General features: G+C 60.8%; 19 protein-coding genes and 1 riboswitch. Of the genes, 8 read left to right on the top strand and 11 right to left on the bottom strand.

The features are described from left to right. Positions 1-131 precede the first annotated feature (131 nt). Positions 132-4595 (top strand): deaminase domain-containing protein, encoded by a 4464-nt coding sequence (locus KW062_RS21615; protein WP_146118204.1) that lies wholly within the window; start codon positions 132-134, stop codon positions 4593-4595. Between the two features lies 1 nt (position 4596). Here KW062_RS21615 and KW062_RS21620 read toward each other — a convergent pair whose 3' ends face one another. The 5 genes from KW062_RS21620 to KW062_RS21640 all read right to left on the bottom strand — a co-directional run bounded on the left by KW062_RS21620 (position 4597) and on the right by KW062_RS21640 (position 8921). Then, positions 4597-6414, bottom strand: coding sequence for an ABC transporter ATP-binding protein (locus KW062_RS21620; protein ID WP_027620088.1), 1818 nt, complete (start codon positions 6412-6414; stop codon positions 4597-4599). Continuing rightward, positions 6407-7009, bottom strand: a complete 603-nt coding sequence (locus KW062_RS21625) for a DsbA family protein (protein ID WP_177327275.1) — start codon at positions 7007-7009, stop codon at positions 6407-6409. The genes KW062_RS21620 and KW062_RS21625 overlap by 8 nt, the downstream gene beginning before the upstream one ends. Before the next feature lie 36 nt (positions 7010-7045). Beyond that, the gene (gene trhO / locus KW062_RS21630; RefSeq protein WP_027620086.1) at positions 7046-7987 is read right to left on the bottom strand and encodes an oxygen-dependent tRNA uridine(34) hydroxylase TrhO; all 942 of its coding nucleotides are present in this window, start codon (positions 7985-7987) and stop codon (positions 7046-7048) included. Positions 7988-8087: 100 nt separating this feature from the next. Continuing rightward, positions 8088-8387 (bottom strand): BolA family protein, encoded by a 300-nt coding sequence (locus tag KW062_RS21635; RefSeq protein ID WP_027620085.1) that lies wholly within the window; start codon positions 8385-8387, stop codon positions 8088-8090. A gap of 12 nt (positions 8388-8399) precedes the next feature. Then, positions 8400-8921: a DUF2059 domain-containing protein gene (locus KW062_RS21640; RefSeq protein WP_027620084.1), complete on the bottom strand. Its 522-nt coding sequence runs from the start codon at positions 8919-8921 to the stop codon at positions 8400-8402. A gap of 193 nt (positions 8922-9114) precedes the next feature. Here KW062_RS21640 and KW062_RS21645 point away from each other — a divergent pair, with 193 nt between their 5' ends. Further along, the gene (locus tag KW062_RS21645) at positions 9115-10509 is read left to right on the top strand and encodes a class II fumarate hydratase (protein ID WP_105753781.1); all 1395 of its coding nucleotides are present in this window, start codon (positions 9115-9117) and stop codon (positions 10507-10509) included. A gap of 37 nt (positions 10510-10546) precedes the next feature. Here the strand turns inward: KW062_RS21645 and KW062_RS21650 are convergent, their stop codons facing one another. The 3 genes from KW062_RS21650 to pap form a co-directional block, all read right to left on the bottom strand. After that, on the bottom strand, positions 10547-11512 hold the full coding sequence (locus KW062_RS21650) for a DMT family transporter (protein ID WP_027620082.1): 966 nt from the start codon (positions 11510-11512) through the stop codon (positions 10547-10549). A 114-nt stretch (positions 11513-11626) separates the two neighbouring features. Next, positions 11627-12811, bottom strand: coding sequence for a thiolase family protein (locus tag KW062_RS21655; RefSeq protein WP_027620081.1), 1185 nt, complete (start codon positions 12809-12811; stop codon positions 11627-11629). A 105-nt stretch (positions 12812-12916) separates the two neighbouring features. Continuing rightward, positions 12917-14440, bottom strand: a complete 1524-nt coding sequence (gene pap / locus KW062_RS21660; RefSeq protein ID WP_027620080.1) for a polyphosphate:AMP phosphotransferase — start codon at positions 14438-14440, stop codon at positions 12917-12919. 195 nt (positions 14441-14635) lie between these two features. Between pap and mnmC the strand changes: the two genes are divergently transcribed. Further along, a complete protein-coding gene (gene mnmC, locus KW062_RS21665) occupies positions 14636-16624 on the top strand; it encodes a bifunctional tRNA (5-methylaminomethyl-2-thiouridine)(34)-methyltransferase MnmD/FAD-dependent 5-carboxymethylaminomethyl-2-thiouridine(34) oxidoreductase MnmC (RefSeq protein WP_027620079.1) in 1989 nt (662 codons plus the stop codon). Positions 16625-16626: 2 nt separating this feature from the next. Here mnmC and KW062_RS21670 read toward each other — a convergent pair whose 3' ends face one another. The 3 genes from KW062_RS21670 to KW062_RS21680 all read right to left on the bottom strand — a co-directional run bounded on the left by KW062_RS21670 (position 16627) and on the right by KW062_RS21680 (position 19833). Next, a complete protein-coding gene (locus tag KW062_RS21670; protein WP_027620078.1) occupies positions 16627-18393 on the bottom strand; it encodes a SulP family inorganic anion transporter in 1767 nt (588 codons plus the stop codon). A gap of 120 nt (positions 18394-18513) precedes the next feature. Further along, entirely contained in the window at positions 18514-19473 is a 960-nt protein-coding gene (locus KW062_RS21675) for an HlyD family secretion protein (RefSeq protein WP_027620077.1), read from the bottom strand. A gap of 3 nt (positions 19474-19476) precedes the next feature. Further along, entirely contained in the window at positions 19477-19833 is a 357-nt protein-coding gene (locus KW062_RS21680; protein WP_027620076.1) for a DUF3302 domain-containing protein, read from the bottom strand. A gap of 287 nt (positions 19834-20120) precedes the next feature. On the opposite strand from KW062_RS21680, the gene KW062_RS21685 reads away from it, so the two are divergent. The 5 genes from KW062_RS21685 (at position 20121) to KW062_RS21705 (ending at position 24555) form a co-directional block, all read left to right on the top strand. Further along, positions 20121-20705 carry a hypothetical protein gene (locus KW062_RS21685; RefSeq protein ID WP_027620075.1) on the top strand — a complete coding sequence of 195 codons (585 nt, stop codon included), beginning with the start codon at positions 20121-20123 and terminating at the stop codon, positions 20703-20705. A 6-nt stretch (positions 20706-20711) separates the two neighbouring features. After that, entirely contained in the window at positions 20712-21383 is a 672-nt protein-coding gene (locus KW062_RS21690; protein WP_027620074.1) for a MarC family NAAT transporter, read from the top strand. A 36-nt stretch (positions 21384-21419) separates the two neighbouring features. After that, a riboswitch (cobalamin riboswitch) is annotated at positions 21420-21613 on the top strand. A gap of 148 nt (positions 21614-21761) precedes the next feature. Continuing rightward, positions 21762-22775 carry an ABC transporter substrate-binding protein gene (locus KW062_RS21695; protein ID WP_033866314.1) on the top strand — a complete coding sequence of 338 codons (1014 nt, stop codon included), beginning with the start codon at positions 21762-21764 and terminating at the stop codon, positions 22773-22775. Then, positions 22772-23788 (top strand): FecCD family ABC transporter permease, encoded by a 1017-nt coding sequence (locus KW062_RS21700; RefSeq protein ID WP_033866313.1) that lies wholly within the window; start codon positions 22772-22774, stop codon positions 23786-23788. The genes KW062_RS21695 and KW062_RS21700 overlap by 4 nt, the downstream gene beginning before the upstream one ends. Next, positions 23785-24555 (top strand): ABC transporter ATP-binding protein, encoded by a 771-nt coding sequence (locus KW062_RS21705; protein ID WP_027620071.1) that lies wholly within the window; start codon positions 23785-23787, stop codon positions 24553-24555. The genes KW062_RS21700 and KW062_RS21705 overlap by 4 nt, the downstream gene beginning before the upstream one ends. The last annotated feature ends 15 nt before the right edge of the window (positions 24556-24570 follow it).

The following is a 24570-nucleotide window of genomic DNA, read 5'->3' on the forward strand; positions in this document are numbered from 1 at the left end:
CAAGTCGGATGGGCTCCCGCCCTACCTGTGTACCGCACGATGGTTTCCGGGGATCGCTGTAATCGGAGTCGATCTTCAATGCTCATCCGAGCACGTGGAGCCATGCGCCTCTCTGAATAAGTGACAGCCTCATGCAAACCGAATCGAACCACAGAGTAAAAACCGCACCCACTGCTGCCCAACGCCATAACAGCCAACTTCAGGATTATGAGTTGCTGTTGAACGCGTTGCGTCCCTATGAGTTTTTCCTGTCCGTAACGCCTGCGAAACTCAGCAAGATGATCGATCTGGCAAAGCTGCGGATAAAACCTTCCGAGTTTTCCGCACTGAAAAAACTCGACATTGCCGGCACGGTCAGCGTTACGCAAATGGCCATGTTTTATGGGATAGCGCCTTGGGACACGACCAATCCTGTGGCACTTCGCGCCGTCATCAAAGCCCTCGAGGAAAAACAGGCAAGTTATCGCCTGATGCTGGAAGACAGCACCAACATCGACGGCCTGATTCGCCCCCCTATCGAAAAGGACCGCCAACGCTTTGCTGCCGAACGGCTGGCGTCAGCTGATCCTGACAGTGTCGATATGGAGGAAGTCCAGAAGACAGTGATCACCAGAGAAGTCATTGACACCCTTAAAGCACTTTTGCCCGAAGGTGAAACGTCCCCATTCAGTTACCTGGCCCGCGACATACTGTTGACTGCCAACATCGAACAACTGCGCGCTACACCCAGCGTTTATCTGGAAAAAATCCTGCAAAGCCCACTTGCCCAAAGCATGGCAACTGCCGTGCTCTCGACACTGACGTGGTACGGCGGGGAGAGCGCGGAAAAAACCTCGCCTCATATCCGCAATAGAGCCTTGGCCAATGCCTTGGTGAACGGGTTCGAAGACGCCTATCGCAATCCCCAACAGATAGTCGGCTTTGACTGCCAAGCGCGGACTCATTGGGGAAAGAGTTACGCAACGCTTCGCAGGGAATTCGAAAACCACTTGCTCACCTCACGCCAGGCCGCGTCGGCGAAAGAGGCGATTATTTTGGCCCGGCTGTTCTTAAATCGATTTCCGGTCGAGTTCCGAGTGCCCGATATCCCGCCCGAAATCAGCTACCGCAACTCCGTTGTTTGGGTGAACTTTCTGAATGGCGTCAACTTGATCACCGCCAACCAACCCGAAGCGCTATGCCGGATGAGTTTTCAACAGTTGCTCGACCTTCCCATCAAGCAAGCCGAAGGTGCAACCAATGAGAAACTCAAGGAAATCAGCCTCGCAAGGTTGCTGCCCACACTCGACTGGGCTGTCACCCAAGGCTATCTCCCTGAAAAAGCCTTCGAGACGTTGAGCCAGTCAGAGATTGAGCAGGCCATTCGCAAACTGGATGAACGTACCGCGGAACTTAATAACGCCATTACCGAAATCAACGAAGCCCCACCCAAGCGCCTGACGATGGCCAAAGATCTCGCCGAGAAGGTCTTCGGAAAAACCTTTGTGGAGGGAAACACCAGACTGGCCAGGAAAAGACCTGACTATATTCGATGGAACACCACGCCAGGAGAAGTGCATGACTTCTACTCGCTCGTCGACATCATTGCCGAGGACAAATGGGGTCATGACGAGAAGTGGTACTACACGACAACTGATCGTGCCGTCACACCCTGGTTTTTCCGTATCAACAAGGCTAGAAGAATCACCTCGCCCTACTACTTTGATAAACCAGGTATCCCGCTGACTTACGGAGACTTTCCCAACATCAAGTCAATGTTTCACCAACGATTCCAGAGCTATATGGAGCGACAGACCGCTGCTTACTCAACGCTGCTTCGCACTCTTTTGACCTCATTGCCCTTTGAAGATCGCGTGGCCATCGAATGCGGACAACTGCGCATCTACAGTTTGAGAAAGGAAACTAGCGGGATTGAAGCCCAGAATGAAACGGCTGAAGACGTTCTGCCACTGCGCAGCCGCAACGGATTAATTTTACTGACCAGCCAGGCCGGACTGACACGCACCTACGAACTGATCCCCCGCGCAGGCCTTATACGCCGTATCAACAATCTTGAGTCGTCCTTGTTCGGTGGCCTGAAAACAATCGAACACTGGCGCTTGAAGGGGGGAAGAGTTTCAGTTTCGGTGTTGCGCAACCGGCAACTTCCGTTCGACTGGAATGCTCATTCGACCGGTAGCACCCCCGAGGCGGGAGCAACCTGCGAGGCGATCATCGAGCAACTCGGCGACGCATTTCCGGCGGCATCCGACCATCAGCAAACGCCCCTGACCTTTGACTCGGCACGCTGCCAGGCGATCAGCCTGCGCATCACTGGCTCCCTGCATTACGACGACCCTCGGCAACTGCGCGTATTCTGCAACGGCAAGACCCTGTTCGAACGCAAGGATGAGGCTTACAACAAAATCCTCGATGTTTACAAAAGGCTAGTGCCATTCTGGGGAAGCATTGAAGACCTGATGTCTGGCAACAGGATCCGCCAGATCAATGGTGCCTTCGGCCTGTTCATCGATTTCATCCCCTTCGTTACGCCGATCGGAAAATTCGTTTCGGGCTCGGTGAAACTACTCAGCAACGCCAATCGACTGACATTGAGCGCCAGACTGCCGGCATTCAAATCCTTGACCACGGAACTCCTGGCACAAAGCATACAAGCGCTGAATCCGGTGGACGGCATCGTCTTGCTGCTCCGCGCACTGGCGGCAAAAGGGCTGAAAATCGCCCGGGTCGGCCTTTTCCAAATCAAGGAACTGGGGGGAAGAGCCGGGCGCTACGAATTCGTCAGCAGGCTGCCGCAGATCGACAATCCCGGAAGCTGGAAACCGCTCAACACCACTGATCAACTGGCCACCGTCAGAGGTATTGAAGATGTTCAGGTACGCAACGTCGACAGGCTTTTCCCGCGATTTCATATGGTCGACCCGCTGACAGACCTGCCGTTCGGGCCACGACTGTCACCACGACATATTGGGATGTCCCTCGGGCGCTCGCGCTTCAATACAGTGAAAACAGACGAGGAGCATGTTTTCGTCCAGATGCCAGAGCAGGCGCGCATTCAGCACATTCCAGAAATCGATGGACGCACTACAGTACTCATCGATGAAGTCCCCTATCGACTGGATACCGGGACGTTACGACGCGTCGACCTGATCGATGACAGCCCAGCCATGCAGCGACTGCCCTGTCGCCCCCGGCGCGCTCCGGGCAGCACTGATTGTCGTGTCAGCTATGTCAGGGACGGGCTCGCCCCGACCCCGGAGGTCGGGACCATCGACCGCACTAAGGGCTACGCACCATGGTTTGGCGACCGGATTTCCGCAGCCGGTTCCGTCCCTCGCCGTGAGGGTGAATTTCTGGCCGTGGATGCCCAGCTCTATCAGATACTGGATGACCGACCAGTACGCTACACCGGCGATCTGACCCGACTTGGGCTCAAGCGCGGCCCTTTGCTGCCTAGACCGCAGATACAAGCGACGTGGCAGTTTCGCAAAGGTATCTATGCCCGCGTGAGTGTCAAAGGTACGTATCAAGGTGTCGACGATACGCACCAGGTGGGGGCCATTGTGGTGCCTGCCATCGATGACACGGCCAACTACGCATTCTTCCGGGTGAACACCCGCGAGTATTACCTGGCGACCGTCCCCAAGACCCGGACATCGCCCAATGAGCTGACCTTCACGCGCCTGACCCCTGATGACTTGGTAGAAGGCACGCTCGGTGCTGAATTATTGAAGGTGTATACCGGCTCGCTGCATGCCAACAACATGGTGCGTTTCCACGGCGCCGATGCTGTCGAACGAGCCATGAAGGCCATGGAAGACATCGCCATCCCCCTTGGCACCACAGCTAACCCTTCTGCCAATATGAGATTCATCAAAGTCGACACCAGCCCCGGTGAGGCGCTGATGTTCGATCACTCGACGCGCATGATTGTGGCTCGCTTGCCAAAAGGTGCCGCCAACTGGACACGCAGCAAGGAGGCTCCGCAGCGATTTCGGGAGCGAACGGCGGAGATTTTCGACAGACTTTTTCTGTCGGAAACCATTACACACAGAGGTGCCGACGCCGCGCTGCGTATCGAACAGTCAATGCAGAAACTGCACAACTTGCTGCCCCGCTACGAACGTCCACTGAATCCGCGCAACATCGCTTACGCCGACGTGACCACCGCGAGCGGCCACAGAGAAGTCTATGTCAGCGTCTCCGGTGCCCAAGGTTCCACGACCCGCTTGCCGCTATTCCGGCACCTGGGCGCCAATCATGTACGCATGGGGGATACGACCTACATCAACATCGACTACAGCAACAGCGTCCCGAAAACCTCGCTGGACGTCACCCTTGAGGGACGGTTGCTGGCAGTGCCTTTGACCCTCAAGGATCCAGGCAAGTACACAGCGGCAACGTTCGCCCGCCCGACCTCGCTCGACAGCGAAAGCAAACTGATTCGAGTCATACAGGAAAAATACCCGGACCCGAAGGAAATCAGCTCAGTGGATATCGCCACTACCATGCGCCCTTGCGAATCCTGCTCCGTGGTCATGAAGCAGTTCGGACATGACGGCACCGAGGGTGCACTTCAGGTGTTGTGGAACTGACCTACAACTGCTGCAAATGCCCATACAGCTTGGCGTACAAGCCACCCTCGGCAATCAATTGCTGGTGGTCGCCGTCTTCGGCGATCTGCCCGCCATCGAACACCAGCACCCGATCCGCCTGTTTAACCGCCGACAGGCGATGGGCGATGATCAAGGTGGTCCGGCCACTGAGAAACCGGGCCAGGGCCTGGTGCAGGTTGTACTCGGTGGCGGCATCCAGCGCCGAAGTGGCTTCATCGAGAATCACCACCTTGGGCTCCGCCAACACCATGCGCGCGATTGCCAGGCGTTGGCGCTGGCCACCGGACAGGCGTACCCCGGAACGCCCGACAATACTGTCCAGGCCATGCGGCAGCGACCTGACCGTGCTGTCGAGTTGAGCAATCTGCAGAGCCGCCCAGCACGCCTCGTCACTGCGCTCGCGGCCCATGGTCAGGTTGGCGCGGATGCTGTCGTTGAATAACGCCGGGTGTTGCAGCACCACGGCGACGTTCTCGCGGATGGTGTCGAGGCCAATCTCCTGCTGCGTTGCGCCACCGAACCGAATGGCCCCGGCTTGCGGCGTGTAGAGCCCCAGGAGCAACTGCACCAGGGTGCTCTTCCCGCCACCGCTGGCACCGACAATGGCGACCTTTTCCCCCGGGGCGATGATCAGGTTCATCTGATCCAGCACAGGTTCGTCGCCATAACTGAAGCTCAGGCCCTGGACCTCGATGCCCACGGTGTCTCGCCCCTTGAACGGGTCGACGCCTGCCGGGTACTGCGGTTCGTCAGCGCGCGACAGCAACTCGTTGATCCGCGTCAGCGCACCACCGGCGGCGTAATAGGCGTATTGCAGGTTCAGCAATTGCTCGACCGGGCCAATCATGAACCACAGGTAGCTGAACACCGCGAGCATCTGGCCGATCGACAGGTCGGAAAACAACACGGTGAGCATGGCCGCGGCGCGAAAGATATCGATGCCGAACTGGAACAGCAAACCGCTGGCACGGCTCGACGCATCACTCTTCCATTGCGAATTGACTGCATAGTTGCGCACCTCTTGCGCGCGGCTCCCGAGTCGGCCGAGGAAAAAGCCCTGGCGGTTGCCGGCGCGGATTTCCTGGATCGCATCGAGGGTTTCGGTCAGCGCCTGGGTGAAACGCGAGGTGCTGTCATTCTCCAGCTTCTTCAGGTGCTTGACCCGCTTGCCCAACTGCACCGTGGCGTAGATCACCAGCGGGTTGAACAGCAGGATCAGCAATGCCAGCTGCCAGTGCATCCACATCAGTATCCCGGCGGTGCCCACCAGTGTGAGCATGGCCACCAGGAAGCGACTCAGGGTTTCACCGACAAACTTGTCCAGGGTGTCCAAGTCGGTGACCAGGTGGGTGGTGACCGTGCCACTGCCCAGGCTTTCGTACTCGCCCAGAGAAATACGCTTGAGACGCTCAATCAGGCGCAATCGAATGCGGTAGACAATGTCCTTGGCCAGACCGGCGAACAGCTTGGCCTGGACCACGTTGAACAACAGGGCTGAACAACGCAGCGTCAGGGTAATCAGCAGCATCAGGCCGATGTAGCCAGCAGCGCTTTGCCAGGCCGTTGGCAGTGCGTGGTTCATGACTTTCAACGCAGCATCGCCATGCCCGAGCAGCACTTCATCCACCAGCAGCGGCAGCAGCAAAGGAATCGGCACACTGCACAGGGTCGCCAGCACGGCGACGCCGTTGGCGATCCACAAGGCTTTTTTGTGTTTCAGCGCCAGACGACGGATTTCGGCCCAACTCAGTCGATCTACCCGTTTGGATTGTGGCCCACCGTCAGGCTGGTCATACACAGGCGGCGCGCTCCAGCCAACGACCGAGCAGCGGCGACAGCTCGCTGAGCGGTTGATAGCCATTGGTCAACAAAGCCAGTTGACCATTGCGCTCGGCCAGCAGGGTCGGAAAGCCGGCGATGCCCAGATCCTGGACCCAAGTAAAATCGGTAGCGGTGGCCGTATGCTGCTCGGCACGGTCGAACACGTCGGCGAATTCGATACGCGGCAGGCCCGCTTGTTCGGCCAGTTCCACCAGCACGCTGGCGTGGGTAACGTCGCGACCCTGTGCATAAAACGCCTGCTGAATCAGCTTCAGCAGTGTCCACGCACAATCCGGTGCCAGGCTGCGCGCCGCGACCAGGGCCCGGCACGCGGGCTCGGTGTCGTAGACAAAACCGTCGGGCAGCGCGCCGTCGAACTTGAACGGCTGACCGGTGGCCTCATGGACCGCCTGCCAGTGCTCGAGGATATACCGTCGGGTCGTAGGCTCCAGCGCCGCGCCGCTACCGGTGCGCAGACCACCCACCACAATGTGCAACTCGACGCCTGCGGCCTGCGCCTGCTCGACCAATGCCTCGGCCACCGGGGCGAACCCGTAGCACCAGGAACACATCGGGTCCATCACATAGAGCAGGCGCGCGGACATGGTTCAGGCCTCGGTCGATGGTTGCTTGTAGTTGTAGCCGATCGGGTGCGGCTGGTTGCGAGCCTTGGCCAGTTCGATCTGCTTCTGCCGGTCGATGGCACTGCGGCGGGTTTTCTCGCTCAGCGTATCCCAGCAATGCGGGCAACTGATGCCGGCCACGTAATGCTCGGACACACGGTCTTCAACGCTTACCGGCGTACGGCAGGCATGACATTGATCGTAGTCGCCTTCGCTCAGGTCGTGACGAACCGTGACCCGGTTATCGAACACGAAGCAGTCGCCCTGCCATTTGGTTTCTTCCTGCGGCACTTCTTCGAGGTACTTGAGGATCCCGCCCTTGAGGTGGAAAACTTCGCCGAAACCCTCGCTGAGCATGTAGCTCGAGGCTTTTTCGCAACGAATGCCGCCGGTGCAGAACATCGCGACCTTCTTGTGAACCGCCGGGTCGAAGTTGGCTTTGATGTAGTCGGGGAATTCGCGAAAGCTGGTGGTCTTCGGGTCGATGGCGCCTTCGAAGGTGCCGATCGACACTTCGTAGTCGTTACGGGTATCGATCAACAGCACTTGCGGGTCGCTGATCAACGCGTTCCAGTCTTTTGGATCAACGTAGGTGCCGACCTTTTTGTTCGGGTCGACGCCTTCAACGCCCAGGGTGACGATCTCTTTCTTGAGCTTGACCTTGGTCCGATAGAACGGCTGCTCGTCGCAGTAGGATTCCTTGTGATCGATATCGTGCATGCGGGGGTCGTTCTTCAGCCAGGCAATCAGGCCATCGATCCCTTCACGGCTGCCGGAAACGGTGCCGTTGATGCCTTCTTCGGCAATCAGCAGGGTGCCCTTGATGCCGTTATCAACCATTGCCTGCAGCAGTGGCTCGCGCAGGGCGACGTAATCTTCCAGGGTGACGAACTTATACAGTGCCGCCACGACAATGGCTTGTGTCATGGGTATTTCTCCAGGTGGCTACCCTCGCAAAGGGTGAACCGGATCAAAAAAAAACGCGCCGACTGTGCGGCGCGTTGCGGATTCTAGCAAAAACCGAAGTTTAGTGCTTGCTGCCGCCGGCACAGGTCGGTGACGCAGGCGCGACGCCGATCTTTGCCCATTCTTCAGGGGTGTAGGTGTGCAGCGCCAGGGCATGGAACTCGCCCATCAGGTCACCCAGGGTGGCGTAGACCTTCTGGTGACGCTTGACGCTGTTGAGTCCGGCGAACTGCTCGCTGACCACGACTGCCTTGAAGTGGGTCTGCAGCCCGCGGCTGTGCATGTGACTTTCGTCCAGCACCTCCAGGTGAGCAGGCTGCAACGCGCTCAGCGTCGACTCAATACGTTGTTGCATGGTCATTGCGGGCTCCGCTTATGGCTTTTTCTTCGCGGCGGCGGCCGCTTTTGGATCAAGTTCGGCCGTCATGTCGGCCAACAGCTTGTTGACCACCGGCACTGCGCTTTCCAGCTTGGCCTGGGTCATCTGGGCCGACTGTTGGGTCAGCTGAGGCATTTTTTCCAGGACTTTCTTGCCCAGAGGCGACTTGTAGAACGCCACCAGGTCCTTGAGTTCGGATTCACTAAAGTTGCTGGTGTACAGCTTGACCATGTCCGGCTTCAGCTTGTTCCAGCCAATGGCTTGATCCAGCGCGGCGTTGGCCTTGGCCTGGTAGGTTTCCAGCAGGGCTTTTTTCGACTCCGGTGCCTGGGTCTGGGCAAAGCGCTGGGCGAACATCTGCTGCACCTGCATGTACACCGGAGTGCCCAGCTTGTCAGCATGCGCCAGGGTCAGGAAGGCCTCGGCGCTGGCGTTGTGGCTGGCGGTATCGGCGAAAGCCTGGCCGCTGGCACAGACCAGAGCAACCGCAGTACAGATGGCACGAAGACGGGTCATCGAGTGTCCTTTTCTAGCTGGCGAGGTTAAACCCCAAGGGCAGCCATTCTGCGCCTAAAAAACACACGTGCTCAACCCCCACCCCTTGGCCGGCCTGACGGGCAGCAACAAAAGCGTGGAAAAGTCGACTGATGGAACCTCAGGTGACAAACAGGACCTAAACTGCGCTATCAGCCCTAAAGGAATGTGACCCATGAGCCGTATAGAAACCGACAGCCTTGGCCAGGTTGAAGTCCCGGATGACGCCTACTGGGGCGCCCAGACCCAACGTTCGCTGATCAATTTCGCCATCGGCACCGAGCGCATGCCACTGGCTGTCCTGCACGCCCTGGCGCTGATCAAGAAAGCCGCGGCGCGGGTCAATGATCGCAATGGCGACCTGCCTGCCGACATCGCCCGGCTGATTGAGCAAGCTGCCGACGAAGTGCTCGACGGCGAACACGACGAGCAATTCCCATTGGTGGTCTGGCAGACCGGCAGCGGCACCCAGAGCAACATGAACGTCAATGAGGTGATTGCCGGTCGCGCCAACGAGTTGGCCGGCAACCCGCGTGGCGGCAAGACCCCGGTGCACCCGAACGATCACGTCAATCGCTCGCAGAGTTCCAACGACTGCTTCCCCACCGCCATGCACATTGCCGCTGTCCAGGCCGTGCAACAGCACCTGCTGCCGGCGATCAACGAGCTATCCGGCGGCCTGGCCGAACTGGCCGCGCGCCACATGAAGCTGGTGAAGACCGGGCGTACCCACATGATGGACGCCACGCCTATCACCTTCGGCCAGGAAATTTCTGCGTTCATCGCCCAACTCGACTATGCCGAACGCGCCATTCGCGCGGCGTTGCCGGCGGTCTGCGAGCTGGCCCAGGGCGGTACCGCCGTCGGCACCGGGCTCAACTCGCCCCATGGTTTTGGCGAGGCGATTGCCGCCGAACTGGCCGCCCTCTCCGGCTTGCCGTTCGTCACCGCACCGAACAAGTTCGCTGCGCTGGCCGGCCATGAGCCGTTGACCAACTTGTCCGGCGCCCTGAAAACCCTGGCCGTGACCCTGATGAAAATCGCCAACGACCTGCGCCTGCTCGGCTCTGGCCCGCGCGCCGGTTTTGCTGAGGTCAAGCTGCCGGCCAACGAACCCGGCAGCTCGATCATGCCGGGCAAGGTCAACCCGACTCAATGCGAAGCCCTGTCGATGCTGGCCTGCCAGGTGTTGGGCAACGACGTGGCGATCGGCTTCGCGGCGAGCCAGGGTCACCTGCAACTGAACGTGTTCAAGCCGGTGATCATCCACAACCTGCTGCAATCGATCCGTCTGCTGGGGGATGGCTGCAGTAACTTCCAACTGCACTGCATCGCCGGACTGGAGCCGGATGCCGAGCAAATGGCTGCCCATCTGGAACGTGGCTTGATGCTGGTGACCGCGCTGAACCCGCACATCGGCTACGACAAGTCGGCCGAGATCGCCAAGAAGGCCTACGCAGAAAACCTGACCCTGCGCGAAGCGGCGTTGCAGTTGGGCTACCTGACGGACGAGCAGTTCGACGCCTGGGTGCGCCCGGAAAACATGCTCGAGGCCGGCAAGCAGGGCTGATTCCGCTCCTCGCCGCTGCTTTTATAAGCAGCGGCGATCAGCTCTGACCACCCACCGCACGCAACCGCCGCGCCCTGAGCCCGGCAATCAGCGAAGGCCCCAACGCCACCAGCGCCGAACCCAGCACCACTAGCACCGCACCGCCATAGGCCAGGCTGTTGATCTGCTCGGCGTGCACGAACTCGGGCCAAATCCAGGCCGCCAGCGCCACTGCCGCGAAGGTTACCAAGGGCGTGATTGCCAGGGTCGCACTCACCCGCGAGGCTTCCCAGTGCGCCAGCGCCTCGGCAAACGCGCCATAGGCAACCAGGGTGTTGAGGCAGCATGCCAGCAACAGCCAGCCTTGCAGAGGCGTCAGCGCCAGCGTTTCCAGCGGGTGCACCCAAGGCGTGAGCAGTGCTGCGCAGAACAGGTAAATCACCATCATCACCTGCAGCGAGTTCCACACCGTCAGCAGTTGCTTTTGCCCCATCGCATAGAAGGTCCAGACCGTCGACGCTGCCAGAATCAGCAACACGCCGGCGGTGTAGTCGCTCAAGGAGGTCAGGAGCTCGGCCAGGCGCTCATTGAAAAACAGGCCGAAACCGACCATCAGCACCAGCAGGCCAATGCCCTGCCCGAGGGTGAAGCGTTCCTTGAACACCACCACGCTGCCGAGCAGCAGCAGGATCGGCCCCACTTGCACCACCAACTGAGCGGTGCCGGGGCTCAGCAGATTCAGGCCCATCAGGTACAGGATGTAGTTACCCACCAGCCCGAACACCGCCATCAGTACCAGCCAGCCACCTTTCGGCCCCAGCGCCTGGCGGCTCGGCAGCCGGCGAGTGGCGGCCAGATAGACGAAGAGGCAACCGCCGGACACCAACAAGCGAAACCAGGTGACGGTGATCGGGTCCATCACCACCAGCACTTGTTTGAGCTTGATCGGCAGGATTCCCCACAAGAAAGAGGTCAACAGCGCCAGGAACAGACCGTAACCCCAGCGACCGGACGAAATGTGCATGCGAACCCCAAAAGAACCAACGGCGAGAAAAGCCCATTCTAGGCTTCCTCGCCGCGCACACACAGTGACAGTTGGCGACCAGCCGCTGCTGGGACTGTATCGGTCGCTGCCAGGCTAGCGCACCGCTTCGAATAAGCCACTCGCGCCCATGCCACCGCCGACGCACATGGTGACGATGCCGTAGCGCAGATTGCGCCGTTGCAACTCACGCACCAGATGACCGACCTGACGCGAGCCGGTCATGCCAAACGGGTGACCGATTGAGATCGAACCGCCGTTGACGTTGTACTTGTCGCTGTCGATTTCCAGTCGGTCGCGGCTGTACAGGCACTGCGAGGCAAAGGCTTCGTTGAGTTCCCACAGATCAATATCCGCCACCTGCAAGCCCTTGGCCTTGAGCAGCCTGGGCACCGAGAACACCGGGCCGATACCCATCTCGTCCGGTTCGCAGCCGGCCACGGTAAAGCCACGGAAAAACGCCTTGGGCTTGAGCCCCAGTTGCAACGCCTTTTCCAGACTCATCACCAGGGTCATTGAGGCGCCGTCAGACAACTGCGAAGAGTTGCCTGCCGTCACCGAACCGTCTTCGGCGAACACCGGTTTCAATCCGGCGAGGCTTTCGTAGGTGGTGTCGGGACGGTTGCAATCGTCGCGGTCAACGATGCCATCGAGGATTTGCACCTCCCCGGAGTTTTTGTCCTCAACCTTGTATTTCACCGCCATCGGCACGATTTCGTCGCTGAACAACCCGGCCGCCTGCGCCTGAGCGGTACGCAACTGGCTCTGCAAGGCATAGCGATCCTGCTCTTCACGGCTGACCGAATAGCGTCGGGCGACGATTTCAGCGGTCTGGCCCATGGGGAAGTAAATCCCCGGCACCTGCTCCTTGAGCAAGGGATTGATCAGGTTGTCGGTGTTGACGCTTTTCATCGTCAGGCTGATGGACTCGACACCGCCGGCGACGATGATGTCGCTGCAACCCGAGGCGATCTGGTTGGCGGCAATCGCAATGGCCTGCAGGCCCGAGGAACAGAAACGGTTGAGGGTCATGCCGGCAGTGCCGGTGCCCAGGCGCGAGAGCACCGCGACGTTGCGCCCGATGTTGAAACCCTGGGCACCTTCGTTGGAGCCTGCGCCGACGATGCAGTCCTCGACGCTGGCCGGATCGATGCCATGGCGCTGCAGCAATGCGTTGACGCAATGGGCCGCCATGTCGTCCGGGCGAGTCTGGTTGAACTTGCCGCGAAACGATTTGGCCAGGCCGGTCCGTACGCTATCGACGATCACTACTTCACGCATGGCATACCTCGAATGTTGTTGTCATTGAAAGAAGTGAATCGAGCATAGATCCACCTGATCGCTGACCGCGACAATCATTCACCTCGCGTATGCAAACCCATCGAACTACTTCTTGTCGTCCTTGTGCTTTTTGGCATGCCGGTCGGATTTCTCGAACGCTGCTTCCAGGGCGCGGTTGATGGTGCGCAACACCTTGACCCGAGCCCAGCGCTTGTCATTGGCCTCCACCAGCGTCCAGGGCGCGACCTCGGTGCTGGTGCGGTCGACCATGTCGCCCACAGCCGTGCGGTAGTCGTCCCACTTCTCGCGGTTACGCCAGTCGTCCTCAGTGATCTTGAAGCGCTTGAAGGGGATCTGCTCGCGTTCCTGGAAACGCTCCAGCTGGGTCTGCTTGTCGATGGCCAGCCAGAACTTCACCACAATCACATTGGAGGCGTTGATCTGCTCTTCAAAGTCGTTGATCTCGCTGTAGGCGCGCATCCAGTCGGCTTGGGTGCAGAAACCTTCGATGCGCTCCACCAGCACCCGGCCGTACCAGGAGCGGTCGAAGATGGTGAATTTTCCGCGCGCTGGAAGGTGTCGCCAGAAGCGCCACAGGTAAGGTTGCGCACGCTCTTCCTCGGTCGGCGCGGCAATCGGCACGATGCTGTACTGACGCGGGTCCAGCGCCGCCGCCACACGGCGGATCGCCCCGCCCTTGCCGGCGGCATCGTTGCCCTCGAACACCGCGATCAGCGCGTGCCGGCGCATGCGCTTGTCACGCAACAAGCCGGCCAGGCGGGCCTGCTCGGTAATCAGTTGCTCTTCGTAGTCTTTCTTGTCCAGGCGCTGGTTGAGGTCGAGGCTGTCCAGCAGGCTGAAATGGTCGACGCTGGTGGTCAATGGCGCGGCGCTGACCTTCTCCGGCTTGAGCTTGGCGCGCTTGAGCGCCCCCTGCAGGCCCTCGAGCAGAATCTTGCCGACCGCCAGGCTGCGGTAATAGGGATCGACCCCTTCGATAACGTGCCACGGCGCATAGTCGCGACTGGTGCGGCGGATCGCCCGCTCGCCGTAATGCACAAACTTGTCGTAGGTCTGCGATTGCTGCCAGTCCAGCGGGCTGATGCGCCAGCTGTGCAGCGGATCGTCCTGCAGCGACTTGAGGCGCGCCTTCATCTGTTTCTTGGACAGGTGGAACCAGAACTTGAAGATCAGCGCACCTTCGTCGCACAGCAGTTTTTCCAGGCGCTCCGCTCCGGTGATCGCCTGATCGAGCACTGCGTCCTTGAACAGGCCGTGGACCCGCCCCTGCAGCATCTGGCTGTACCAGTTGCCGAAAAACACCCCCATGCGGCCCTTGGCCGGGAGCATCCGCCAATAGCGCCAGGCCGGTGGCCGCGCCAGCTCTTCGTCAGTTTGCTGGTCGAAGGTGCGCACTTCGATCAGCCGCGGATCCATCCATTCATTGAGCAACTTGACCGTCTCGCCCTTGCCGGCGCCTTCGATGCCGTTAATCAACACGATCACCGGAAAGCGCGCTTGCTGCTGCAATTCGAACTGAGCTTCGAGCAGGGCTTCACGCAGCGCCGGGACTTCGGCCTCATAGGTTTCTTTGTCGATCACGTGACCGATTTCGGCGGATTCGAACATGGCTGACTCCCTTCCAAGATGGCTCAAGACTAGCGGATTGATGGCCCTCGTGTGCGCAATGCTGCTCTGCTTTTTGTAGGAGCGAGCCCGCTCGCGAAAAACTCGAGAGCGCCGCGTTTATTCAAAATGCCCGCGTCATCGTTGACGTTCTTCGCGATCAGCTAGAATGCCCGCCTTGCCCACACCGAGCCTGCCATGAATCCTGCACTGCCCCACGCCCAACTCGACTGGGACGACCAAGGCCGCCCGCGTTCGCGGGTGTTCGACGACGTGTACTTTTCCGATCAGTCGGGCCTTGACGAAACCCGCTACGTGTTCATCGAGCAGAACCGCTTGAGTGAACGCTTTGCCGCACTTAAGGCAAACGAAAAGCTGGTGATTGGCGAAACTGGCTTTGGCACCGGGCTGAATTTTCTCTGTGCCTGGCAACTGTTCGAGCAACAGGTCGTGGCCGGTGCGCGCTTGCATTTCATCAGCGTCGAGAAGTACCCGCTGAGCCCACCCGACCTGCAGCGAGCGCTGGCGCTCTGGCCGCAGCTCAAACCTTTCGCCGATCAACTGCTGGCGCAGTACGTGGCGATCCACCCGGGGTTCCAGCGACTGGTGCTGGATAACGGGCGCGTGACCCTGACCCTGTTGATCGGTGATGCGTTGGAGCAATTGCCGCAACTCGATGCCCAGGTCGACGCCTGGTTTCTCGATGGCTTCGCCCCGGCAAAAAATCCGGACATGTGGACCGCCGAACTGTTCGCCGAACTGGCGCGCCTGGCAGCCCCCGACTCGACCATCAGCACCTTCACCAGCACCGGCTGGGTACGCCGCCTGCTCAATGCCGCGGGATTCAAAATGCGCCGCACGCCGGGCATCGGTCATAAATGGGAGATCCTGCGCGGGGCGTTTCTTGGCTGGCCCGAAGACATCCCGCCCGCCGCCAGCGCCAAACCCTGGTTCACCCGCCCGGCGCCATGGCGCGGTGAACGTCGCGCGCTGGTGATCGGTGCCGGCCTGGCCGGTTGCGCCAGCGCCGCCAGCCTCGCAGCCCGTGGCTGGCAGGTCAGCCTGCTGGAGCGTCATGCCGATCTGGCCCAGGAAGCCTCGGGCAATCCTCAGGGCGTGCTGTACCTCAAGCTTTCGGCCCATGGCACCGCCCTGTCACAGATGATCGTCAGCGGTTTCGGCCATACCCGCCGTCTGCTCGAACACCTGCAACGCGGCAGCGACTGGGACGACTGCGGCGTGCTGCAACTGGCGTTCAACGCCAAGGAAGCCGAGCGCCAGGCGCAACTGGCAGCGGCCTTCCCCGCCGATCTGGTGCATCAGCTTGATCAACAGCAGGCCGAGGCCCGCGCAGGCGTAGCCCTGGAGCACGGCGGCTTGTTCTACCCGGAAGGCGGCTGGGTGCACCCGCCAGCGCTGTGCCAATGGCAGGCGACCCACCCCAGCGTGCAGTTGCTGAGTCACCGCGAGGCCGTGGAGTTACGCAAGGTCGATGATCAGTGGCAAGCCTGGGACGGCGAGAGCTTATTGGCCAGCGCGCCGTTGGTGGTCCTCGCCGGCGCCGCCGAAATCAAGCGTTTCGCGCAAAGCGCCGAACTGCCGCTCAAGCGCATTCGCGGGCAAATCACCCGCCTGCCGCAAACCGCCGACAGCCAGTGCCTTTCCACGGTGGTCTGCGCCGAAGGCTACGTCGCTCCGGCCCGCTTGGGCGAACACACCCTGGGCGCCAGCTTCGATTTCCACAGCGACGATCTGACGCCGACCACCGCCGAACACCTAGGCAACCTGGAAATGCTCAAAGAGATATCCACTGACCTGGTGACGCGTCTGCACGCCGATCAACTCGATCCGCAGCAGTTACAAGGCCGGGCCGCCTTTCGCTGCACCAGCCCGGACTACCTGCCCATCGTTGGCCCGCTCGCCGATCGCCAGGCCTTCATAGAGGCCTATGCAGCCCTGGCCCGAGATGCGCGGCAGGTTCCGGACATCGTCTGCCCGTGGCTAGAAGGCCTCTACGCCAACAGCGGCCACGGCTCGCGCGGCTTGATCACCGCGCCGCTGTCCGGCGAATTGCTGGCCGCCTGGCTGGACAACGAACCGTTGCCGCTGCCGCGCGGTGTGGCTGAGGCCTGTCACCCCAATCGCTTCGCTTTGCGCCAATTGATCAGGGGCAAGGCCGGCCAATGATTTCAGTGCTGGCGGTCGCCGGGATACAGCGCCAGATAGTTGCTGACCGCATCGTCAATTGTGGGAAAGAACGCCGCTTCGCCCAGACGGGCGAACAGGCCGAAGCGCTTGAGCTTGTCCTTGACCGGGTCTTTCATCTCGGCCACGCACAACTTGATGCCCGCTGCATGCAGGGTTTCGTCCAGTTCCGCCAGCACATCGGCTGAGGTCACGTCGACGCTGGTCACCGGTTCGGCGGCCACCACCAGCCAGCGTACCGGCGTCGGCGAGGCGGCCACGGCGTCCAGCACACGGTCGTTGAACAGTTCCGCGTTGGCGAAAAACAGCGGCGCATCCCAACGGAACAGCACCAGCCCGGGGATCAAACTGGCCTGTGGATAACGTTGGATATCGTGGTAGCCCTTGACCCCGTCGGGCTGCCCCAGCACCGCGGAATAGGGACGCCAGCCATCCCAGAGAAACTCAATCACGGCGAGCACGATGGCCAGGGCGATCCCTTCAATCGCACCGAACACCGCAACGCCGATGGTGCAGACAATCGACAGCCAGAACTCCCAGCGCTGGATGCGATAGATACGCCGCAGGTCGGCGACTTCGATCAGGCCGATCGCCGAGGCAATCACCACCGCCGCCAGTGCGGCATTGGGCAGGTGCTGCAACAGGTTCGGTGCCACCATCAGCAGCAAGGCCACCGTCAAAGCACCAACGATCCCGGTCAACTGGGTTTTCGAGCCTGCGGCTTCGGCCACCGGGGTCCGCGACGAACTGCTGCTGATGGGAAAGCCCTGGAAGAACCCGGCCGCCAGGTTGGCAAAGCCCAGACCGGCCATTTCCTGGTTGGGGTCGACGTAGCTGCGGGTGCGCGCCGCGTAGACTCTTGACAGCACGCTGGTGTCGGCGAATGAAACCAGCGCCACCGCGCAGCCACCAATCAACACCGGGACCAGGTCTTCGCGAGTAATCCAGGGAATGGCGAATGCCGGCAAGCCCTGGGGCAACGCGCCGAGCACCGAGACCCCGGCACTCGCCCCCAGATCCAGCACGCCGACAGCGACCGTCGCCCCGACCACGGCGATGAGGATGCCGGGGATGCGTTTGTTGCCCTTGAGCAGCAGGATCACCGCCAGGGTCGTGGCGCCGACCGCAAAGGTGATCCAGTTGCTCTTGCCGTCGACTATTGACGTGGCAATGGACCAGAGGTTGGTCAGTGGGCCTTCGGACTCGATGGAGAAACCGAACATCTTCGGCAACTGGCTGATCAATACGGTCAGGGCAATCCCGTTCATATAGCCATAGCGAATCGGCTTGGACAGCAACTCGGTGATAAAACCCAGACGCGCAATGCCGGCGAGGATGCACACCACGCCTGAGACAATCGCCATCGCCGCCGCCAGGGCCACGGCGCGCTGCGGATCACCACCGGACAGCGGCAGGATGACGGCGAGGATCACCGCCGCCAGCGACGAGTCCGGGCCCAGCACCAGAATCCGGCTGGGACCGAACAGGGCATAGGCAATCAGCGGCACGATGGTCGCATACAGGCCATAGATGCCAGGCAACCCGGATGCCACCGCATAGGCGATACCCACGGGCACCAGCATGGTGGTCAGCACCAGACCGGCGAGGATGTCGTGGCGCAACCAGGCGATCTGGTACTCGCGCAAGGTGCGAAATCCGGGCAGCCAGCGGTTCCAGCCGGTGTTGACGCCGGTCTTGCGCACGATGCGCCCCGGCTCGGGACTTGGCGACGGCGAGTCCGCAAGGTTCATGGGTCTGGCCCCTAAGTGTGGAGGATGTGTAGCGCCCGTCAGCGTTGTTCAGGGACTTGTGAAGAATCGCGAGAATGACCGAGGGGGAGCCGACCAGTGCCGGTCTCCCCCCCTCATCTGTCAATGGAACGGGAAGATGTAGTTCATCCAGGCGGCCATGCGCAGCAGTATCTTGCGCATGATCGCCACATGGTGGAAGTGCTGGCTGTACAGCGCCGCCTGACCATATGAGCCACCGGGTAGCAACTTGGCGTACTCCGGATAATCCGGGTCAGTGATCTCGATGATCACCGGCACCCGACCCGGTGGTGGCGATCCGGTGTAGCTGAGCAAGGTGCCGGATGGCTGGATCTGCCCCTCGCCTATCACACTGATGACATTCTTCACCTTACCGGTAAACACTCGTCCGGGAATGCCGTCGAAGGCGACCTCCGCCTCATCGCCCGGCACCAGGCGCAGCAAGCTGTTCTGGCGCATCCAGGCAGCAAAGTATTGGCCCTCTTCCGGGATGAAGACCATCGACGGACGCAGCGGAAACTTGGTCGCCATCATCCCCGCACGCAGCGAAACATGGGTCACGAAACCCTTGCTCGGTGCCCGTACGGTGGTGTTGTCCAAATCGAACTGGGCGTTGTCGATCTGCCCCTGCAGGTCGTCCACCAGGGCTTGGGCCGCATCCAGCTCGCGCCGCGTACCGAAGTTGCGCTTGATCAGTTCGTTGATTCGGAACAAATCAGCCCGTGCGGAGATTTGCTGGGCTTTCAGCGACTTGAGGCGGTTCTGGAACGGCTCGGGGTCGATGCGAAACAGCACATCCCCGGTTTTCAGCGGCTCGTTGCCCTTGACCGGCACCTCGATCACCTTGCCCGTCACGGTCGGGATAATCGGCACCGAGACGAAGTACGAACGCGCCACCTCCGAATACGGGTGGTTGTAGTTCATCAGGAAGATCAGCGCGCCAATCAACACCACGCCGCCCAACACGGCGGTCGGCACCGTCCACTTGTTCAGGGGAATACGGAAAATCTTGAAGATTGCCACGCAGATGGCGGTGTAGGTCAGGATCAGTAATAAGTCCATGGTTTATTGCCGTCCTTCTATAGAAGAGTCATCGGACTGCGTCTTCCCTTCCAGGCGCTGCACCCGTTGGCGCAGTTCAGCCAGCTCCTTGACCAGCTCCGCATCGAGTTTCAACTGCTCGGGATCCGTGCGAAATCCCCAGCCGCGATCCTCCCGGTACAACATCGCCCAGATCCACAGGAACGGCCACAACGCATGCAGGGTGAACAGACTCACCCAACCTGCTGCATGAATAGCGTCCTGATGCGGATGTTTGCGGTGTACGGCAATTTCGTAGGGAATGTCGTGCAGCACGATAATCCCGTAGAACAACACGATTGCCGCAAAAAAAAGAATGCCCAGCGCAATGTAGTCGAGCACGACGCCCCCCTCCCGAAAAACAAAAACAGCGCGTACGCACCACGTGAGTGCTGTGATGGTCGACTGCGGTCGCTGCTCCGCGCGCGCCCGTTCGAAATCAGAATAGTTCAAGTTTAATCGCCTGCCCGGCTATCGCTCGCTGACTTAACTCAGTGAAATCGCAGATAGCAGACAGTCCCATGCAGGGCGAAATGCTCGGCAATTCAATCGATAAGGTCACCAGGCAAGTTGCCGAACACCGACTATTCTTGGGCGTGTCCGTCAGCTATCACAGGGAAACCAAGCTCATGAAATCCGTCAAATCCTTCGCCTTGCGTGTCGCGTTTGCCACTCTCCTGTCGACTGCCGGCATCAGTGCCCAGGCGGCTGATATTCCGTTGGGCAGTACCGCGATGGAAGGCCACTTCGTGACGAAAGTGCTGGCAGTCGATGCGGCGAATTATCAGGTCACCATCGAAGGCCTCAACAAGCAGCCGATTCCCCTGCAACTGACCGATCAAGCCAAAGCCCTGCCCAACCTGAAAGTCGGAGATAACGTCGACATCCAGGTGCTGCGCTCGGTGGCCTATGTACTCGACACCCAGGTGGGGGGTGCACCCAAAGTCAGCGATGAAGCCATGACCATTCGCGCCACCAAAGACAACCCCAATCCCGGCGGCGAGGCGGTACGCCAGGTCAAGGTCACCTCGAAGATTACCCAGATCGATTTGAAGACCCATGAAGTGACCTTGATGCCTCCAGAAGGCAAGGTCAGGGTGGTCAAGGTCGAGGACCCGCAGCTTCAAGAGCGCATGAAGAAGCTGCAGGTGGGGCAGACGGTCGAGGCGATCTACACCGAGATCCTGAAAATCAAAACCTCGACCAACCCATAATCGCCCATGAGTGATTTATTCAACGCGATTGCCCTGGGATTGCTGGCGTTGTTGCCGTTGCTCAACCCGCCCACCACCGTGGCGCTGTTCCTCGCCCTGAGTAAAGGACTCAACCAACGGCAAAAGAATAAACAGGCGCGGCTGACGGCCTTCTATGTCTTCCTGATCATGACGCTGACCTACTACACCGGCGAACTGATCATGGATGCCTTCAACATCTCCATCCCCGGTTTGCGCATAGCCGGGGGTGGAATCCTGATCGTCATGGGCATGAAGATGCTGTTTCCACCGCCCGCACCACCGACGACCGACCATGACGTCAAGGAAAAGGAGAGCTTCGCCTTGATCCCGCTGGCTATGCCCAGCACCGCCGGCCCCGGCACCATTGCCTTGATCATCAGTTCTGCGGCAACGATCAAGCACAGCACGATGTTCCCGGCCTGGGTGATAATGGCCGCCCCTGCGCTAATCTTCCTGTTCACCGCGCTGATCCTGTGGATCTGCCTGCGCAGCTCGGGGCTGATCATGCGCATAACCGGCGAGTCCGGGATCGACGCAATCTCCCGACTGATGGGCTTTTTGCTGGTGTGCATGGGCGCTCAGTTCGCCATCAATGGCTCGATCGAAATCGTCCAGTCGCTCATCGACAGCAACTTCCATCCGCCGCGCCTGCCCTAGTTGGCAGCCCGCGCATTTCCTCCCGGTGCCGTGATCGACTACCATAGCGCCGCCGGTCCCCCAGGGGATTAATAGGGAATCCGAAACACCACACCCGGTGTCAATCGGAACTGCCCCCGCAACTGTAGATGCCGAGCCCACTCCACAACTGCCACTGGATCATTTCCGGGAAGGCTGGGGTGCGGCAACGACGCATGAGTCAGGAGACCTGCCGGCCAAGCAAAATCACTAACCGGCGGGGTGTCCGGGAAGGACATCCCTGCTGCCCGCCAGTTTCCTTGTCGCGCGGTCTTGCCCTGTGTTCAACGCAGTGTTCGAGGGTGTGTTTCCAAACCGTATCCCTGCTGTTGCCTGTACGGTTCAAATGGAGATTGCCCCATGCTGTTGCCCCGCCTTTCGACCCTCGTTGCCGGTATGGCTCTTTGCGCCCTGGCCCAGGCCACCCCGACCCAGTACCCACTGACCCTCGAAAACTGCGGCAGCAGCCTGACCTTCCAGCATGCGCCCAGCGGCACCGTGACCATTGGCCAGGCCGGTACCGAAATGCTCTACGCCCTGGGCCTGAGCGACAAAGTGCTCGGCACGTCGCTGTGGTTCAACAACGTGTTGCCGGTGTACAAGGCGCAGAACGACAAGATCGAGCGCCTGGCGGACAACGATCCCAGTTTCGAAGCGGTGATCGGCAAGCGCCCGCAACTGGTGACGGTTGAGCTGGAATGGATGGTCGGTCCGCAAGGCGTGGTCGGCACTCGCGAGCAATTTCATGAGCTGAAAATTCCCACCTACCTGCTGCCTTCAGACTGTGAAGCCAAGGACAACCTGGTGGGCGCTGACGGTACGCGCCTGGCGCCGTTCCGCATCGAGAGCATCTACAAGGGCATTGAGCAGCTCGCCGAGATTTTCGATGTGCGCGAGCGCGGCGCCCAACTGACGGACGAGCTCAAGGCCAGCCTCGCCCAATCGATTACCAAGGCCCACGAGAAAAAGCACCCGCCGCTCAGTGCCCTGGTCTGGTTCTCCAGCGCCGACATGGACATCGATCCTTATGTGGCCGGCCACAAGGGCGTTCCCGACTTCATGTTGACGACGTTGGGCGTGCGTAACGTGGTCGAGTCCGACGAGGAATGGCCGACGGTCGGCTGGGAAACCATCGCCAAGGCCAATCCGACTTTCCTGGTCATCGCGCGCATGGACCGCCGCCGCTTCCCCGCCGATGACCATGAAAAGAAACTGGCGTTTCTGCGCAGCGACCCGGTGACACGCAACATGGACGCGGTGAAAAACAACCGCATCATCGTGCTTGATGCGATGGCCATGCAGGCCAGCGTGCGCACCTTCGACGGCCTGCAGCAACTGGCCGAGGCCATCGACCGCTTTAACCTGCCGCAATGACTGCGAGCCTGATTCGAAGCTTATCGGCCATGGCGCTGCTGTTGGCAGCTGTCATCGCCGGCGTGGCCATCGGTGAAACCGCCATCGAGCTTCACGTGGTGTTCCAGGTGCTGGCAAACAAACTGTGGGCCGCCGGCTACGCGCTGGACCCGATCGACGAAGGCATCGTCTGGAATTATCGCCTGACCCGCGCCCTGGTCGCGGCGGCCTGCGGTGCCGGCCTGGCCACCTGCGGGGTGATTCTGCAGTCGTTGTTGCGCAATCCCCTGGCTGATCCGTATCTGCTGGGCGTCAGTGCCGGAGCCTCGACCGGTGCGGTGTTGGTGGCTCTGCTCGGCGTCGGCGCCGGCATGCTGACCTTGTCGGTCGGCGCCTTCGTCGGCGCCATGGCTGCGTTCGCCCTGGTGATTTTGCTGGCGCGACTCAGCGGTTCAAGCCGTGGCACTGGGCAAATCATCCTCGCGGGCATTGCCGGCTCGCAGTTGTTCAACGCCATCACCGCGTTCCTGATCACCAAATCGGCCAGCTCCGAACAGGCGCGGGGCATCATGTTCTGGCTGCTGGGCAACCTCAGCGGGGTGCGCTGGCCGTCGGTGTGGCTGGCGGTGCCGGTGGCAGTCGCGGGCCTGGTGTTGTGCCTGCTGCACCGACGTGCCTTGGACGCTTTTGCCTTTGGCAGCGATTCAGCCGCATCACTCGGCATACCGGTGCGCCGGGTGCAGTTGGTGCTGGTGGGGTGCGCGGCGCTGGTGACGGCAGTGATGGTGTCCATTGTCGGCTCCATCGGTTTTGTCGGTCTGGTAATTCCCCACGCCGTGCGCCTGCTGCTCGGCACCGGGCACTCGCGCCTGTTGCCCGCCAGTGCCCTGGCCGGCGCGTTGTTTCTGATTGCCGCCGACGTGCTGTCACGCACCCTGATCAAGGGCCAGGTGATTCCGGTCGGGGTGATCACCGCGCTGGTCGGTGCGCCGGTGTTTGCGCTGATCCTGATCGGCCGCAGGAGCGCCCGATGAGCGCCCCCGTTCTGAGGTGCCGAGGTCTGTCCTTCAAGGTGCGTGACGCCGAGTTGCTGCAGGATATCCATCTCGATCTGCACCCCGGCGAAACCCTCGGCGTCGTCGGGTCCAACGGCTCCGGCAAGTCCACCTTGCTCAAGCTGTTGGCCGGCTTGCGCACGCCGTCAGCCGGCGGTGTGTGGCTGGCTGACCAGCCGCTGGAAAAACTTTCGCGCCGCAGCATTGCGCAACGCCTGGCGGTGGTCGAGCAACAGGCCGACACCGACGACGCGATCCGCGTTTTCGACGCCGTCGCGCTCGGCCGCACGCCCTGGTTGTCGGCCCTGAGCCCGTGGAGCCGGGAGGACGAGGCGATCGTCCGCCAGGCCCTGCACGATGTCGACGCCACGCACCTGAGCACACGCATCTGGCGTGGTCTGTCCGGGGGTGAGCGCCAGCGCGTGCATATCGCCCGGGCCCTCGCCCAGCGTCCGCAGATCCTGCTGCTCGACGAGCCGACCAACCACCTCGACATCCAGCATCAACTGACGATTCTCAAGGGTGTGCAGGCGCTGCCCGTTACCAGCCTGATCGTGCTGCACGACCTCAACCAGGCCCTGACCTGCGACCGCCTGGCAATCCTCGACCGTGGACGGCTGGTGGCGCTCGGTAAGCCCCTGGAAGTGCTCACGCCACAACGTTTGCACGCCACCTTCGGCGTACAGGCCCACTACCTCACGGACCCATTCGATGGCGCGCAGATCCTGCGCTTGCGCGCCACCTGATCAATCGAGGACTCG

It is taken from the genome of Pseudomonas fluorescens (assembly GCF_019212185.1).
Taxonomy (GTDB): domain Bacteria; phylum Pseudomonadota; class Gammaproteobacteria; order Pseudomonadales; family Pseudomonadaceae; genus Aquipseudomonas.